The 15188-nt window shown below is 69.1% G+C and carries 16 protein-coding genes; 6 read left to right on the forward strand and 10 right to left on the reverse strand.

What is annotated here, in order from left to right; translation table 11 throughout:
* Nucleotides 1-176: 176 nt before the first annotated feature.
* The 4 genes from BLV57_RS36090 to BLV57_RS36105 form a co-directional block, all read right to left on the reverse strand.
* Nucleotides 177-1322 carry a pentapeptide repeat-containing protein gene (locus BLV57_RS36090; protein ID WP_091297304.1) on the reverse strand — a complete coding sequence of 382 codons (1146 nt, stop codon included), beginning with the start codon at nucleotides 1320-1322 and terminating at the stop codon, nucleotides 177-179.
* A gap of 20 nt (nucleotides 1323-1342) precedes the next feature.
* Nucleotides 1343-1912, reverse strand: a complete 570-nt coding sequence (locus BLV57_RS36095) for a calcium-binding protein (RefSeq protein ID WP_218134950.1) — start codon at nucleotides 1910-1912, stop codon at nucleotides 1343-1345.
* A gap of 118 nt (nucleotides 1913-2030) precedes the next feature.
* The gene (locus BLV57_RS36100) at nucleotides 2031-2264 is read right to left on the reverse strand and encodes a response regulator (RefSeq protein WP_091297308.1); all 234 of its coding nucleotides are present in this window, start codon (nucleotides 2262-2264) and stop codon (nucleotides 2031-2033) included.
* Nucleotides 2265-2286: 22 nt separating this feature from the next.
* Nucleotides 2287-2820, reverse strand: coding sequence for a TetR/AcrR family transcriptional regulator (locus tag BLV57_RS36105; protein ID WP_091297311.1), 534 nt, complete (start codon nucleotides 2818-2820; stop codon nucleotides 2287-2289).
* A 96-nt stretch (nucleotides 2821-2916) separates the two neighbouring features.
* Between BLV57_RS36105 and BLV57_RS36110 the strand changes: the two genes are divergently transcribed.
* Together BLV57_RS36110 and dctA are read left to right on the forward strand one after the other, a co-directional pair.
* Nucleotides 2917-3834 (forward strand): SDR family NAD(P)-dependent oxidoreductase, encoded by a 918-nt coding sequence (locus BLV57_RS36110; RefSeq protein WP_091297313.1) that lies wholly within the window; start codon nucleotides 2917-2919, stop codon nucleotides 3832-3834.
* A gap of 34 nt (nucleotides 3835-3868) precedes the next feature.
* Nucleotides 3869-5152 (forward strand): C4-dicarboxylate transporter DctA, encoded by a 1284-nt coding sequence (gene dctA, locus BLV57_RS36115; RefSeq protein ID WP_091297315.1) that lies wholly within the window; start codon nucleotides 3869-3871, stop codon nucleotides 5150-5152.
* Here dctA and BLV57_RS36120 read toward each other — a convergent pair whose 3' ends face one another.
* Nucleotides 5153-5689: an RICIN domain-containing protein gene (locus BLV57_RS36120; protein ID WP_091297317.1), complete on the reverse strand. Its 537-nt coding sequence runs from the start codon at nucleotides 5687-5689 to the stop codon at nucleotides 5153-5155.
* A gap of 93 nt (nucleotides 5690-5782) precedes the next feature.
* Nucleotides 5783-7246: a helix-turn-helix domain-containing protein gene (locus BLV57_RS36125; RefSeq protein WP_091297320.1), complete on the reverse strand. Its 1464-nt coding sequence runs from the start codon at nucleotides 7244-7246 to the stop codon at nucleotides 5783-5785.
* A 118-nt stretch (nucleotides 7247-7364) separates the two neighbouring features.
* Between BLV57_RS36125 and BLV57_RS36130 the strand changes: the two genes are divergently transcribed.
* Genes BLV57_RS36130 through pucD form a run of 4 tightly spaced genes read left to right on the forward strand, consistent with a single transcriptional unit; the run spans nucleotide 7365 to nucleotide 12290 of the window.
* Nucleotides 7365-8234 (forward strand): FAD binding domain-containing protein, encoded by an 870-nt coding sequence (locus BLV57_RS36130; RefSeq protein ID WP_091297323.1) that lies wholly within the window; start codon nucleotides 7365-7367, stop codon nucleotides 8232-8234.
* A complete protein-coding gene (locus tag BLV57_RS36135) occupies nucleotides 8225-8677 on the forward strand; it encodes a (2Fe-2S)-binding protein (RefSeq protein ID WP_091297326.1) in 453 nt (150 codons plus the stop codon). Before BLV57_RS36130 ends, BLV57_RS36135 begins: the two co-directional genes overlap by 10 nt.
* A complete protein-coding gene (locus BLV57_RS36140) occupies nucleotides 8674-10020 on the forward strand; it encodes an 8-oxoguanine deaminase (protein ID WP_091297327.1) in 1347 nt (448 codons plus the stop codon). Before BLV57_RS36135 ends, BLV57_RS36140 begins: the two co-directional genes overlap by 4 nt.
* Nucleotides 10017-12290 (forward strand): xanthine dehydrogenase subunit D, encoded by a 2274-nt coding sequence (gene pucD / locus BLV57_RS36145; RefSeq protein WP_091297329.1) that lies wholly within the window; start codon nucleotides 10017-10019, stop codon nucleotides 12288-12290. The genes BLV57_RS36140 and pucD overlap by 4 nt, the downstream gene beginning before the upstream one ends.
* Nucleotides 12291-12339: 49 nt before the next feature.
* Here the strand turns inward: pucD and BLV57_RS36150 are convergent, their stop codons facing one another.
* From BLV57_RS36150 to pucL, 4 genes are all read right to left on the reverse strand, one after another.
* Nucleotides 12340-13158: a S1 family peptidase gene (locus BLV57_RS36150; RefSeq protein WP_091297332.1), complete on the reverse strand. Its 819-nt coding sequence runs from the start codon at nucleotides 13156-13158 to the stop codon at nucleotides 12340-12342.
* A gap of 104 nt (nucleotides 13159-13262) precedes the next feature.
* The gene (locus BLV57_RS36155) at nucleotides 13263-13838 is read right to left on the reverse strand and encodes a TetR/AcrR family transcriptional regulator (RefSeq protein WP_091297335.1); all 576 of its coding nucleotides are present in this window, start codon (nucleotides 13836-13838) and stop codon (nucleotides 13263-13265) included.
* A gap of 73 nt (nucleotides 13839-13911) precedes the next feature.
* The gene (locus BLV57_RS36160; protein WP_091297337.1) at nucleotides 13912-14304 is read right to left on the reverse strand and encodes a DUF3052 domain-containing protein; all 393 of its coding nucleotides are present in this window, start codon (nucleotides 14302-14304) and stop codon (nucleotides 13912-13914) included.
* Nucleotides 14304-15188, reverse strand: a complete 885-nt coding sequence (pucL, locus tag BLV57_RS36165; RefSeq protein ID WP_091297340.1) for a factor-independent urate hydroxylase — start codon at nucleotides 15186-15188, stop codon at nucleotides 14304-14306. Before pucL ends, BLV57_RS36160 begins: the two co-directional genes overlap by 1 nt.

Consider the following 15188-nt stretch of genomic DNA (forward strand, 5'->3'; position numbering starts at 1 on the left):
CCTGAATGAGGGTTTCCCCTGCTGCGTTGGGCGCGGCAGGGGAACCTCTCGTCCACGACCTCACGACGACCTCGGCCTGTTGCGAGCGAGTGGAAGCTTTGCCGCGTCTCACGCGGCAAAGCTTCCACTCGCACAACACGTTTGGCTTTTCGGTCATTAGAAACCGCCCGCAATACTCACGACTCGCCCACTGGCCGGCGAGTGGTGTCCTGCAACTGCCGCCAGTCGCCCTCGATGTCTGGTCGTGGCATGCCGGGTTGTGATGACGGTTTCAGGCTGGGCGGCAGTAACCTTTGCTCCCGCGGGGCCATGCGAATCCATGCATTTTCAAACATGTAGACGTGCGTACTGTTGTTGGGCACGACGACTCCCTTGGAGAAAAGCGCTCCATGGAAACTCGAATCACCCAAAAACCTGGTTCTGATGAATTCAACGTCTTCGAAAAAGGTGGCGTCACTAAAAATGGCGGCTTGAGTGAACGTCACTCCGCTAACATAGGATATTCCTGAGAATTCGGCTTCGGTGAATTGGGCGTCACCGGTGAATGCTGCGCCATCGAATACTGTATGCTTGATAAATCTCGCGTTCCTGAAATCTCCTGACCTGATTCGACCGGATCTGAGATTGAAATCTACGAGCGTGGCTTCGACCAGGTTGAGATCGATGTCTTGCCAGAACGTTGCCGCAACGGGTTGCGTGTAGTTGGAGAGGTGGTCGGTGAGGATGTTTTGTGCGGTAAGCCTGACCTTCTGTTCTTGAACATTTTCGAGGTTCTTGTCGGCCGGGTCGTAAGGCATTCGCAGGTAAGCGCACAACACGTTGACGATGGTCTGCCGCTGAGACTCGTTGTCCTGCGCAAGGCGTTCTAGCGCGTAGAGCCCGCCCAGCCGGACCGGCGCCTTCTCCGATCCAAGCTGTTCGACCGCTTTCGTATAAAGGTCGGTGATTCGGCGTGCCTCGGCGTCCACTTCGCTCGCGGCCGCGACCCGTTGCTGGTGCGCCATATTCTCCGCTGCGATCAGCTCGGTGTGCTGCTGGACGCGTTCCTTGTGCGCGAGGTCGCGGCGCTTCTCTTCCAGATCGCGTTCCGCGGTCTGCTGACGTCGCGCGGCGAGCAACAGTGCGATCGCGCCGCCAGCGCCGAGCACGATTGTGCCCACTGTCCGGATCCCGTCCAGCCGTGCGTTGTTCGCGGCGCTGCCATCCCCATACTGCCACAGAAGCAACCAGGCGAGCCCGGCCGCGAGCGCCATCAAGCCTATCGAGCAGACCGCGATCGTTCTGGTCGACAGCACCTGGCCGGGCTTCCTCTCGTCGCTCATCCGGTCATTTCATCAGACCGCTAGGGATTGCAGTTGAAGAAGGACGGGCCGTTGGCGCAGAAGTCCTTGCCCGCGCCGCCGTCGAGACGGTTGTTTCCCGGTCCGCCGTCGAGCGTGTCGTTCCCGTCGCCGCCGACAAGCTTGTCGTTGCCTTCGTTCCCCGAAAGGTGGTCGGCGCCGGGACCGCCGAACAGCGAGTCCAAGGCGCTGCCGCCGCTGAGCACGTCATTGCCGTCGTCGCCCTGCAGCAGTGACGGGAGCGCGGTCAGGTTCTCCGCATTGTCGTCGAGGTCGCCGAGTGAAACGACGATCGCGCTGACCTTGGACGCGGCGCAGCCGACGATGGTGGTGTCGTTCGGGCTCAGGAACGCGCAGCCGGGGCCGGGGAGGATTGGCACCACGTCGTCGACGATCAGCGTCTTGCCGACCTGCGTGATGGCCACCTGGTTGACGTCACCCGCCGCGGCCTCGTAGCGAAGCTGGGTGTCGGCTACCTGCGCGACACCACCGCCCTTGGCCGCGTGCGCCGCTCCCGGCGGCAGCACTGCCGAAGCCATGGTCAGTGCCGCGAACACCGCGAGTCTTTTCACGATCGGTCTCCCTTCGGATGAACGAGTCATCCTTAGGGCGTTCCATCGCCGTTCCATCCGGTTCCGTGGAAGATCAAAGGGGGTGCCGTGGTGGCGCCCCCTCGCTGCTGCCTGGGACCTACGTGTCGCCGGGCTCATCTCGACCGACGGCGCGCAGCCGCTGACATACCCGATATCCGTTGAGGCTCGGCAGCATGATGTCCAGCACGGTCGCGGTGTACCGGTGCTCGGTGGCGAGCCACAGCCCGTCGGTGCCGGAATGGACGAGGTCGACGGCGTAAGTCTCCCCGGGCAAGCCGACCCGCAAGGACTCCGCCAGCAGGATTTCGTCTTCGCCGACCGGCAACCGCATAGGGCCATCGTGGCACTGACGGTCAAACCCGGTAGCGAAGTCCGTCCATCAGCAGGTCGAGCGCGCGCCGCGACCGGTCGGGTTCCGCTGAAGTGAGGGAAATCCCGGCCATGCCAACGAGAACGTCGCCCGGGTCGACGTCTTGGCGAAGCTTCCCGGCGCTCGCGCGCAGCAGGGTCGCGATCGCGGCCGTGAGCTTGTCCCGGCTCTCCGAGAACGGGTTGCCGCCCGACGCGACGACCGCGCGCAGTGCGTCGCCCATGACGCGCTTGGTGGCCATGTAGTCGAAGAACCGATCCATCCACTCGCGCATCGCCTTGTCGGGGGCCATGTTCTCGAGCAGGCCGGGCACGGCGTCGCACAGTTTCGCGAGTTCACTCCGGTAGGCCGCTTCGACCAACGCCTCGCGGGTGGGGAAGTGGCGGTAGAGCGTGCCGATGCCGACGCCCGCCGCTTTCGCGATGGCGTCGAGGGTCACGTCCGGGTCGTCGTCCGCGAACGCGCGCGCCGCGGTCTCGACCAGGCGGTCGCGGTTGCGCTGGGCGTCGGCACGCACGGATGTCCTCCCGAGGTTGCTAAACGGAGGCTCCTCCGGTTATCGTGGAGAACGTAACGGAGGAACCTCCGCTTAGCTTACCGGATAGGAACCGTCATGACTCTGAGCACCAACTTCGGCTACGCGTCGACCGCCGCGGAGGTCATCGAGGGCATCGACCTCACCGGGCGCCGGGCGATCGTGACCGGCGGGGCGTCGGGGATCGGCGTCGAGACCGCGCGTGCGCTCGCCGGCGCGGGAGCCGAAGTCACGCTGGCCGTGCGCAATCTCGAGGCGGGCAACCGCGTCGCCGACGAGATCGGCAAGGGCGTGCTGGTCGCGCACCTCGACCTCGGCGACCAGGCGTCCGTCGCCGCGTTCACCGCCGCCTGGGACGGGCCGCTGGACATCCTCGTCAACAACGCGGGCGTGATGGCGACGCCCGAGACCCGCACGCCGGAAGGCTGGGAACTGCAGTTCGCCACGAACCACCTCGGTCACTTCACGCTGGCCAAGGGACTGCACCGGGCGCTCGCCGCCGCGGACGGCGCCCGTGTCGTCTCGGTCAGCTCGAGCGCGCACCTGCGGTCGGGCATCGTGTTCGACGACATCCACTTCCGCGATCGCGAGTACGAGGCCTGGTCGGCGTACGGGCAATCCAAGACCGCGAATGTGCTGTTCGCCGTCGAGGCGACGCGGCGCTGGGCCGACGACGGCATCACCGTCAACGCCTTGATGCCGGGCTCGATCCAGACCGCGCTGCAGCGCCACGTCGACCCCGAGGAGATCGCGCGGCTGCGCGCGGCCGCCGGTAGCGAGCTGCGGCCGTGGAAGACGACCGAGCAGGGCGCCGCGACGTCGGTGCTGCTGGCGACCTCGCCGCTGCTGGACGGCGTCGGCGGCAAGTACTTCGAGGACTGCAACGAGGCCGAGCCGAACCAGCCGGGTTCGCCGCGTGGCGTCGCCGCCTACGCGCTCGACCCCGAGGCCGCCGAGCGGCTCTGGGTGGTCACCGAAGACATGCTCGCCGGTTAACAAGATCGGAATATCCACCGCCTAGGTTCCCGGCATGTCGTTTCGGTGGACCAGGTCCTTGTTCGCGCAGTTGCTGGTGGCGGTCGTGGCCGGGGTGCTCGTCGGGCACTTCTGGCCGGAGGTCGCCGGGCATCTGAAACCGATCGGGGACGGGTTCATCCGGCTGATCAAGATGATCATCGCGCCACTGGTGTTCTGCGTGGTGGTCACCGGGATCGCCGCGGTCGGGGACATCAAGGCGGTCGGCCGGATCGGCTTCAAGGCGATCCTCTACTTCGAGATCGTCACGACGTTCGCGCTGTTGTTCGGCCTGCTGGTCGCCAACGTCTTCCAGCCCGGCGCCGGGCTGGACATCGATCCGGCCACGCTCGACCCGAAAGGCGTGGCCGCGCAGACCAAGGGCGGGCAGCTGCCGTCCATCGGGGACTTCCTGCTCCACACGATCCCGGACAGCGTGGTCAACGCGTTCGCCACCAACAGCCTGCTGCAGGTGCTGTTCTTCGCGGTGCTGTTCGGGGTCGCGCTGGCGGCGATCGGCAAGGAGAAGGCGCCGCTGGTGCTCGGCTTCGTCGAGCAGCTGCAGCAGGTGATCTTCAAGGTGATGGGCTGGGTCATGCGGGTCGCGCCGCTGGGCGCGTTCGGCGCGATGGCGTTCATCATCGGCCAGTACGGCCTCGGCACGCTCGGCACCTACGCCAAGCTCATCGCGGCTTGCTACGGCGCGGCGGTCCTGTTCGCGCTCATCCTGGCGGTGATCGCGCGGGTCTACGCGGGGGTGCCGATCTGGCGCTTCATCCGGTTCGCGCGTGAGGAGTTCCTGCTCGCGCTCGGAACCGCGTCGACGGAATCGGTGCTGCCGCGGATCATGGCGAAGCTGACCGAGGCAGGCTGCTCGCGCGCGGCGACCGGGCTGGTCGTGCCGACCGGCTACTCGTTCAACCTCGACGGCGCGACGATCTACCTGTCGATCTGCACGGTGTTCCTGGCCCAGGCGTTCGGTGTCGACATGTCGCTAGGGCAGCAGCTGGTCGCGATCGGCATCCTGATGCTGACCTCGAAGGGCATGGCGGGCGTGCCGGGTTCGTCGTTCCTCGCGCTGTCCGCGACGGCCGCGGCGATCGGCGCGTTCCCGGTCGCGGGTGTCGCGCTGCTGCTGGGCGCGGACCGGCTGATGGACTCGATGCGGGTCTTCGTCAACCTGCTGGGCAACTGCGTGGCGACGTTCGTGGTCGCCAAGTCCGAGAAGCAGCTCGACCAGGACCGCATGCGTGCGGTGCTCGGAATCGCCGAGGCGGCTCCGAGCACCTCGCGGGCTTGATCAGCCGAACCACCACTCGTGGTCGTCGTTCTCGCGGCAGGGGTAGATGCCCAGGCGCGCGTCCGGGCCGCCGTCGGCGTAGCCCGGGACGTCGAGGCACTGGTCGGCCTTGACGTTGCGGATGAAGTAGGTGTCGTTGGGCCGCGGCTCCAGGTACCAGTCCTGGTTGTCGTTCGACCGGCAGTAGTACTCGCTGACCTCGGTGCCCGCCGGCGCCGAGTCGTAGTACGGCAGGTCGAGGCAGAGGCCGTCGGAGGTGTTGACGAACCGGTAGAACGGCGTGCCCGCCGCGTTCGTCCCGGACTGCTGGATCATGAAGTACTGGTTGTCGTTGGTCGGCCTGCAGTACCACTGGTTGACCGGCCCGTCGGGCTCACCGGGACCGAACTCCGGCAGGTCGACGCACATCCCCGTGGCCGCGTTGTGGATCAGGACCGCCGAGGCGAGCTTCGGCGCCTGGGGCGCCGCCTGCGCTGATCCGAGGGCCGTCGCCGAGACGGCCGATGCGAGCGCCAGCGCGCCCAGCAGTCTTTTCACTGTTTCTCCCCAAAGAAAGTGTGCGAGTTCGGCCTGTGCACGCTCGATAGGGTGCCACCGGTTGCCTCGACCACGAAAATTAGGCCATTCGGGCTAAGACTCGGCCTTGAGTGCGAGGTAGACGTCGACCTGCTGCGTGAACTCGGTCAGGTCGACGCCGAGCAGCTCGGAAGCCTTCGCGACGCGGTAGCGCAGGGTGTTGACGTGCACGTGGAGCGCCTTGGCCGCGCGGGCGGGCGAACTCGAGCACTCCAGATAGACGCGGATCGTGTGCACGAGGTCGCCGTGCTGCTCGGCGTCGTAGTCGAGCAAGGGACCGAGCACACGCTGCCGCAACGCCGAGCGCAGCTCGTCGGGCGCGCCCGCCAGCAGGAGCCGGTGCATGCCGACCTGCTCGCCCGCGACCACCTCGACCACGCCCGGCCGCAGGCTGGCCGCCGTGACCGCGTGCCTGGCTTCCTCGCTCGCGCCGCGCAGCGCCGAAAGCGGGGCCGGGCCGCCGATGCCGATCAGCACCCGCGACGCCAGGAGCAGCGGCTCCACAGTGGACAGAGACCGCCTGGCCGTCGATGCCCAATCGCCAGGCCAGGCCGGGTGATCCTCGATCAGGGCGTACGCGTCTTCGTCGGATTCACCGAGCAGCACCCGGCCTGGATGATCCGCGAGCAGATCGGCGAGCAGGCCGCGGCCCTCGCGGGCGTCGGGGGTGCGGGCGACCAGCACCCGGATGTGGCCGGAGAGGCCGCTGGATCCGAACGCGCCCGCCGGGTCGCCGCTGCCGGCCAGCAGCTCGATCAACGGCTCCGCGATGCGGTCGGAGACGCGGCGGACCTCGTCGTCGCGGGAGCGGGCGAGGCCGATCAGGCCGGCCAGCTCGTCGATCACGTCGTGGGCGGCGGGCACCAGATCGCGGCGCACGGCCAGCAGCCACGGGACCGCGTGGCGGCCACCGATCGGGGTCAGCTCGTAGTCGTCGACATGGGTGGGCAGCCCGCGCGCGGCGACGAACCGCTGCACCAGCGTGCTCACCGGCGGAAGGTCGCCGGAGCCGGCGACGACGCGGCCGGTCGCGGACAGGACCCAGCACGGCGCGCCCAGCTCAGCCGAGCCGTGCTCGACCAGCGCGTCGAGCGAGGCGTCCTCGGCCGCGACCGAGAGCAGACGTTTGCGCGCGCTCTGCGAACCGGCGGCCAGCGCGAGGACCACGCGCTCGGTGATCACCGCGAACGACAGGTCGGCAGGTGCTTCCAGAAGCGGGATGCGATGCCGGTCGCAGGCCTCGATCAGGTCGCCGGGGATGCCGCCGGTGTCCGCGCCGGACGCGGCGAGCGCGGCGGCGCCCGCCTTGGCCAGCGCGGCGACGAACGGCTCGGCGTCGCCTGGTCCTTTCCACCAGAGCAGGCCGCTGAGCACGAACTCGCCCGCCGACACGTAGCGGCCGGGATCGGCGAGTTCGGTGCCGTAGATCCTGGTCACGGCCCGGTCGAGGAGATCGCCGCCCGCCCGGACCCGCAGGCGTAACGCGGGGATGTCCAGCAGAGTCTTCACAGTCGTCATGGCCTTTGTAGGAAAGCACAACGGGTGATGCCCGCGAAGCCGCCGTTTGGTGCTCGCACGCCGTTGCCGACTAGGCCATAAGTGTGTGTACTGAGGCATCACCTGGGAGGAGCCAGAGTTGGATTTCCTGCGACCCGCGACACTGCGTGAGGCGCTCGAGCTCAAAGCCGAGCGCACCGACGCGGTGCCCATCGCCGGCGGCACGGATGTGATGGTCGAGCTGAACTTCGACCACCGGCGGCCGGCCGCGCTGCTCGACCTGACCGGTATCGGCGAGCTCGCCGAGTGGTCCACTTCGGACGGTCAGGTCCGGCTCGGCGCCGGCGTCCCGTACGTCCGCGTCATCGCTGAGCTGGGCGAAGCGCTGCCCGCGCTGGCGATGGCGTCGCGCACGGTCGGCTCACCGCAGATCCGCAACCGGGGCACGGTCGGCGGCAACCTCGGCGCCGCGTCGCCCGCCGGTGACACCCATCCCGTGCTGCTGGCGCTCGGCGGCGAGGTCGAGGTCGCCTCCGTGCGCGGCTCGCGCCGGATCCCCGCCGACGAGTTCTACCTCGGCGTCAAGCGCAACGCGCTCGAGCCCGACGAGCTGATCACCGCCGTGCACCTGCCGGCGTCGGCTGGCCCGCAGCAGTTCGCCAAGGTCGGGACGCGCAACGCGATGGTCATCGCGGTCTGCTCGTTCGCGCTCGCCTTACGGCCCGAACGGGCGGAGATCGGGGCGGCCGTCGGGTCGGCCGCGCCGACGCCACGACGCGCTCGCGAGGCCGAGGAATACCTCGCGGCCGAGGCGCCGTGGGACACGCGCGCGCCGATCGCCGACTCGGTCAAGCGCCGCTTCGGCGACCTGGTCGCGCAGGCGGCCTCGCCGATCGACGACGTCCGCGGCAGCGCGGCCTACCGCAAACACGCGCTGGCCGTGATGGCGCGCCGCACTTTGACATGGGCATGGAACGAGTACCAGGGGGTCGAGCGCTCGTGCGCGTGAACGTGACTGTCAACGGCGAAGCCCGCCAGGCGGATGACGTCTGGGAAGGCGAGAGCCTGCTTTACGTGCTGCGCGAGCGGCTCGGTCTCCCCGGCTCCAAGAATGCTTGTGAACAGGGGGAATGCGGCTCGTGCACGGTCTACCTCGATGACGTGCCGGTGTGCGCGTGCCTGGTCGCGGCCGGTCAGGTCGAAGGCCGCGAGGTGCGCACGGTCGAAGGCCTCGCCGACGGCGACCAGCTCGATCCGATCCAGCAGTCCTTTGTGGACCACGGGGCCGTCCAATGTGGCTTCTGCACGCCTGGCCTGGTCGTCGCCGCGCATGACCTGCTCCGGCGCGTGCCCGATCCCAGCGACGAGGAGATCCGCGAGGCACTCGCCGGGAACCTCTGCCGCTGCACCGGTTACGAGAAGATCCTCGACGCGGTTCGCGGTGCCAAATGAGGACGGTCATCGAGAACGCGGCCATCGCCACCGTCAACTCCGACGGCGACGAGTTCACCGGCTACGTCGTCATCGAGGATGAGCTGATCACGGCCGTCGGTGCGGGCGAAGCGCCGGCGGGGGAGTACGACGAGCGCGTCGACGGGCGGGGGTGCCTGGTCACGCCGGGGCTCGTCAACACGCATCACCACCTCTACCAGTGGGCGACGCGCGGGCTCGCCGCCGACCACACGCTGTTCGAGTGGCTGGTCGAGCTGTACCCGATCTGGCGCGGGCTCGACGCGGGCATCACGCACGCGGCCGCGACCGCCGGGATGGCGCGGCTCGCGCTGACCGGCTGCACGACCGTCGCCGACCATCACTACGTCTTCCCGCGTGGCGGCGGGGACCAGGTCGAGGCGCTGGTCGGCGCGCGTGACCGGATCGGCGTGCGGCTGCACGTCGTGCGCGGCTCGATGGACCGCGGCGAGTCCGACGGCGGCCTGCCGCCGGACAACCTGGTCGAGACGACCGAGGGCGCGCTGCTCGGCACCGAGGCGGCGATCGACCGGTATCACGACGCCGGGCCCAACGCGCGCGTGCAGATCGCGGTCGGGCCGTGTTCGCCGTTCTCGGTCAGCTCCGAGCTGATGACCGGGGCCGCGGAGTTGGCGCGGCGCAAGGGAGTCCGCCTGCACACGCACCTCGCGGAGACGCTCGACGAGGAGCGGCAATGCCTGGAAGAGCAGGGCTGCACGCCCGCCGAATACGCCGACAAGCTCGGCTGGCTCGGTGACGACGTCTGGCTCGCGCACACCGTCCACCTCGCGCCGCCGGCCATCCGGCGGCTCGGCGCGACCGGCACCGGCGCCGGGCACTGCCCGACGTCCAACGGCCGCATCGGCTGCGGCATCGCGCCGGTGCGTGAGCTGCTCGACGCGGGCGTGCCGGTCGGGCTCGGTGCCGACGGCGCCGCGTCCAACGAGTCCGGCGGGCTCGGCGAGGAGCTGCACCAGGCGTTGCTGCAAGCCCGGCAACGCGGCGGCCCGCGTGCGCTGACCACGCGGGAAGCGCTGTGGATGGGCACCATGGGCGGCGCGCGCTGCCTGGGGCGCGCCGGGGAGATCGGCTCGATCGAGGCGGGCAAGCTCGCCGACCTCGCGGTGTGGGATCTGCGTGGCCTGCTCTACGCCGGGATCACCGACCCGGTCGCCGCGCTCGTGCTCGGCGCGACGCCGCCGCTGGCCAGGCTGTACGTCGGCGGCGATGTCGTGGTGTCCGATGGCGGGCTGCGCGGGGCCGACGAGTCCGCGATCGCCGCCGAACTGTCGGTGGCCAGTGCGAAACTGCGGGAGGACAGATGACCACGTCGACTGCTACGTCGACCGAGACGCCGAATGGAGTCGGCGCCAGCCCGCAGCGGCCCGACGGGATCGTCAAGGTGCGGGGCGAGTTCGCGTACGCGTCAGACCTTTGGCATGAGGACATGCTGTGGGGAGCGACGCTGCGCAGCCCGCACCCGTACGCGCGGATCGTCTCGATCGACATCGCGCAAGCCCTTGCGGTGCAAGGGGTGTACGCGGTGCTGACGCAGGACGACGTGCCCGGCGTCAACCGGTACGGGCTTGAGCACGCCGACCAGCCGGTGCTCGCCGACGAGGTCGTGCGGTACCAGGGCGAGCCGGTCGCGATCGTCGCGGCCGATCACCCGGAGACCGCGCGGCGGGCGTTGCAGCGGATCGCGGTGACGTACGAGGTGCTGGAGCCGGTCACCGACTCCGAGGCCGCCGTCGCCGGCGAGGGCGCGCGGCTGCACGCGGGCGGCAACGTCGTGCGGCACGTCAAGATCCGGCGTGGCTCCTCGTTCGACGCCGACGTGGTCGTGTCCGGCGTGTACGAGGTCGGCATGCAGGACCAGGCCTTCCTCGGCCCGGAGTCCGGGCTCGCGGTGCCGGACACCGAGGGCGGCGTCGACCTTTACGTCGCCACGCAATGGCTGCACGTCGACCAGCAGCAGATCGTCGCCGCGCTCGGGTTGCCCGTGGAGAAGGTGCGGCTGACGCTCGGCGGGGTCGGCGGCGCGTTCGGCGGGCGCGAAGACCTCTCGATGCAAGTGCACGCGTGCCTGCTGGCACTGCACACCGGCAAGCCGGTCAAGATGGTCTACAACCGCGAAGAATCCTTCTACGGTCACGTGCACCGGCATCCGGCGAAGATGTACTACGAGCACGGCGCGGATCGCGACGGCAAGCTCGTCTACGTCAAGGCGCGGCTGTTCCTCGACGGCGGCGCGTACGCGTCGTCGACCGGCGCGGTGGTGGCGAACGCGGCCACGCTGGGCGTCGGACCGTACAATGTGGACAGTGTGAGCGTCGACTGCTGGGGCACGTACACCAACAACCCGCCCTGTGGCGCGATGCGCGGATTCGGCGCGGTGCAAGCGGGCTTCGCGTACGAGTCCCAAATGGACAAGCTCGCCGAGGCCTGCGGTCTCGACCCGGTCGAGGTCCGCCTGCGCAACGCGATGGCCGAGGGCAGCCTGATGCCGACCGGCCAGGTCGTCGACTCGGCCGCCCCGGTCGCCGAGCTGCTGGAACTGGTGCGCGCCAAGCCGATGCCCGCCGCCAACGACGGCTCCGACCTGCGGCTGCTGCCCGGCGGCGTGTCCAACACGACGCACGGCGAAGGCGTGGTCCGCGGCGTCGGCTACGCGGTCGGGATCAAGAACGTCTGCTTCTCCGAGGGCTTCGACGACTACTCGACCGCGCGCGTGCGGCTGATGGTCGTCGGCGGCGAGCCCGCCGCGACCGTGCACACGGCGGCGTGCGAGGTCGGGCAGGGCCTGGTCACGGTGATGCAGCAGATCGTGCGCACCGAGCTCGGCATCGAGCAGGTGACGATCCTGCCGATGGACACCTCGATCGGCAACGGCGGCTCGACGTCGGCGTCACGTCAGACCTACGTGACCGGCGGCGCGGTCCAAGCGGCTTGCCTCGCCGTGCGCGACCGGTTGTTCAAGCACGCCGCGGCCCGGTTCGACATGTCGGGGGCGAGCGTCGCGGGCGGCAAAATCGTGACCGCGCAAGGTGTTGTGGCCGACTTGGCGGACGTCGTGGGCTCGGAGATCTTCGACGAGACGGTCGAGTGGCGGCACCGCCCGACCCAGGCGGTCGACCCGGAGTCCGGCCAGGGCAACGCGCACGTCCAGTACGCGTTCGCCGCCCACCGCGCGGTCGTGGACGTCGACACCGAGCTCGGCCTGGTCAAGGTCGTGGCCTTGGACTGCGCGCAGGACGTCGGCAAGTCGATGAACCCGCAGGCCGTGCTCGGCCAGATCCAGGGCGGCTCGGCGCAGGGGCTCGGCCTGGCGGTGATGGAGGAGATCCAGATCGACGGCGGCAAGATCCGCAACCCGTCCTTCACCGATTACCTGATCCCGACCGTGCTCGACATGCCCCCGATGTCGATCGACGTGCTGGAACGCGCGGATCCCCATGCGCCGTACGGCCTGCGCGGCGTCGGCGAACCCCCGACGATCTCGTCCACCCCGGCGATCGTGGCCGCCATCCGCGCGGCCACGGGCCTGGCGCTGCCCCGGGTTCCGGTGCGGCCCGAGCATTTGACGGGGACTTAAGGGCTCGTGCGCGTTGCGGGCGGTTAGAACCGCCCGCAACGCGCACGACCTACTTGGTGTCCATGCCGAAGTTCGCGATCCAGTCGCCGACCTCCTGGGTGCTCAGCTTGGCGTAGATGCCGGGGTAGCCCAGCGCGCCGCAGCCCCAGCCCGCGCTGGTCACGCCCAGCTGGACGAACCGCCCGGAGGGCGCCTTCACGAACAACGGCCCGCCGCTGTCACCCTGGCACGCGTCCTTGCCGTGCCGCCCGGCGCAGATCGAGTACTTGAAGTCCAAGTCCGGGTACGACACCCCGCATTCGTCGTTCGAGACGACCGGCACCGTCACCTCACGCAGGCGGTCGGGCTGGTAGCTGCCCGGCCCGCCGCCACCGGGGCCCGCGGGGTCCAGCACCGTGCTGCCCCAGCCCGTGGTGAGCACGGGCCTGCCCGGCCGTTCCAGCGCGTCGGTGCCGGGGGTGACGAGCTGGATCGGCGCGACGTCGGCGACCCCGTCGTCGAGGAAGAGCAGCGCCACGTCCGCGTCCTTGTGGACCTTCACCTCCCTGATCTCGCGGATGTACCCGTCCTCACCGGAAAGCTTCGTCCGGCCGACCACCGCCCGTACCTTCAGCTGCTCGACGACGCGGCCGCAGTGCCCGGCCGTCAGCAGGACCCCGCGTGCGTCGATGAGCGAGGCGCCGCAGAAGTGGCCCCAGTTCCCCTTTTCGTCCTGGTACTGCAACGACGCCATGAACGGGTACTTGCCGTCCGGCACCTCGGTGCCGCCGATGATGTTGGCCTGCGGTGGTGGTGAAGCGCTCGCGGTCCCCGTCAGCCCGCCCAGTGCCACCATCGCCGCCGCCACGATCAACCCTGCTCGCCGCATGTGCCGTCCTCTCGTCGGTGGCCTCCATCGGGCCGCCCGAGAGTTCTATCGAGCACGAAATAAGCGGTCGATAAACATTTTCGCTTATATTTCAGGCAGCGTTATTAACGAACCAGGGCCGCGCGGGCGGCGTGTGCCGCCGCCGCACCCGCGACTTTCAGCGGTTCCGTGCTGCGCAGGGCCCGGCTGAGCACGAAGGCGCCTTCCAGGCTCGTGATGATCGCGATGATCAGTTCCCGCGCGCGCTCGGGCGCGAGGCCGAACTTCGCGATCAGGCCCGCGGCGCCGTGGTCGATCCAGGCCGTGAAGACGTCGGCGGTCGCGATCCGCAGTGTCTCGTTCGTGCTGGCGACTTCCAGCGCGACCGTCGCGATCGGGCAGGCGTCGGCGTAGCCGGTCTCGCGCAGCGTCTCGGCGGCGCTCTCGAAGATCGCTTCGACCGTGGGGACGAGCTCGGCGCCGTCGACGAAGAAGATCTCGAACAGCCGCAGGTACATCATCCCGGAGGTGCGGATGACCTCCTCGCCGAGTTGCTCCTTCCCGCCGGGGAAGAAGTGGTAGAGCGACCCGAAGGGCGCGCCTGCCTCGGCGACGATCTGCTTGACGCCCGTGCCCGTGTAGCCGTTGCGGCGGAAGAGTTCCGCGCCGGCGTTGACGATGCGCTCACGAGTCCCGGTCATACCGACATGATAGAGCGATCTATCCAGAGCTGGGGTCGTGAGTGTTTTGACCGGTTAGAACCGGCCGTACCACTCACGACCCCTTCCGCCACAGGAACTTCAGGCCGGACCAGTCGTCGTCGAGCGCGGCGACCTTGACGTCGACCAGGCCGGTCGGCAGGAGCAGGTCGCGCAGGTCCTGCTCGGCGATGTCGCTGACGTGGCCGCCCGCTTTCCGGGGCCAGGCGATCCACAGCGCGCACCCCGGTGCCAAAGCCGTGAACTTCGGCGCGTCCTTAACAAGCGCCTTGTGCTCCTTGTAGAACGCCACGATCACGTCGCCGGCCATCCCGCGCCTGAGCACGCGTACGCCGTCGGGTAGCTCGGGCACCTCCCAGCCGGAAGGGGCGTGCAGCAGGACGAGCCGGTGCTCCGCCTTGACTCCCAGCTTCTTAAACAGCGGGGTGCCCGAGTACCCGGCGGTCATCAGAAGGCCGGGAGCGTGTGCCAGGCGAGGCCCGGGTCCTCCGCGTCGTCGCGTAGGACCGTGCCCTCGATCAGGCCGTACGGCCGGTCGGCCGCGTAGAAGACCTCGTTCTCGTTGGTCAGGCCGAACGGCGAGAGGTCGACCAGGAAGTGGTGCTTGTTCGGCAACGAAAGCCGGACCTCGGCCACCTCCGGCCTGGCCTGCAGGATGGCCTCGCCCATCGCGTACAACGTCTGCTGCAGCGAGAGACTGTGCTTGGTCGCGAACGTCTCCAGCAGGACCCGGCGGATCTCCGCGTGGCTCTTCGCCCAGTCGATCGCGCCGCCCTGGTACCGCCAGCGCGCGGTCACGGCGGTCGCCAGAATCCGATCGGTCGTCTCGCCGAGCGTCGTGTACTCGTCGCGGGGGAAACCGTGGAACTCCGAGCCGGTCGACTTCAGCAGCACCAGGTCGTCGAGCCCGGACACCACCCAGTAGTCCGATCCCTGGACGGTGACCGCGGTCGTCCGCTTCTCCGAGCCGGCGCGGGAGAACGCGTGGTCGTGGGCCTTGCCGTCGACCGGGATGCGGTCCCAGCCGTGCTCCTCGATCAGGATGCGCGCGCCGGTGATCGGGCCGCGCACGAAATGCGTGCCGAGGCGCAGCGCGAAGTCCTCGATCTCGCCGACCGGGCTTTCCTTGGCGAAGGCGTAGACCGTGTTCTTCTGCGTGTCGGTGGCCAGCACGTCGGAGTTGTCGCCGGTCAGATGCGTGCGCGCCAGCTCGCCGCGCAGCGAGGTCGACACGGTGAGGTCCTTGAGATGGTGCACCGGCCCGCTGCGGGTGACCGTGACCAGCCGGACCTCGGCCTTGCCGTACTGGTTGGGGCCCAGTGTGATGCCCAC

Source organism: Amycolatopsis xylanica (assembly GCF_900107045.1).
GTDB lineage: Bacteria > Actinomycetota > Actinomycetes > Mycobacteriales > Pseudonocardiaceae > Amycolatopsis > Amycolatopsis xylanica.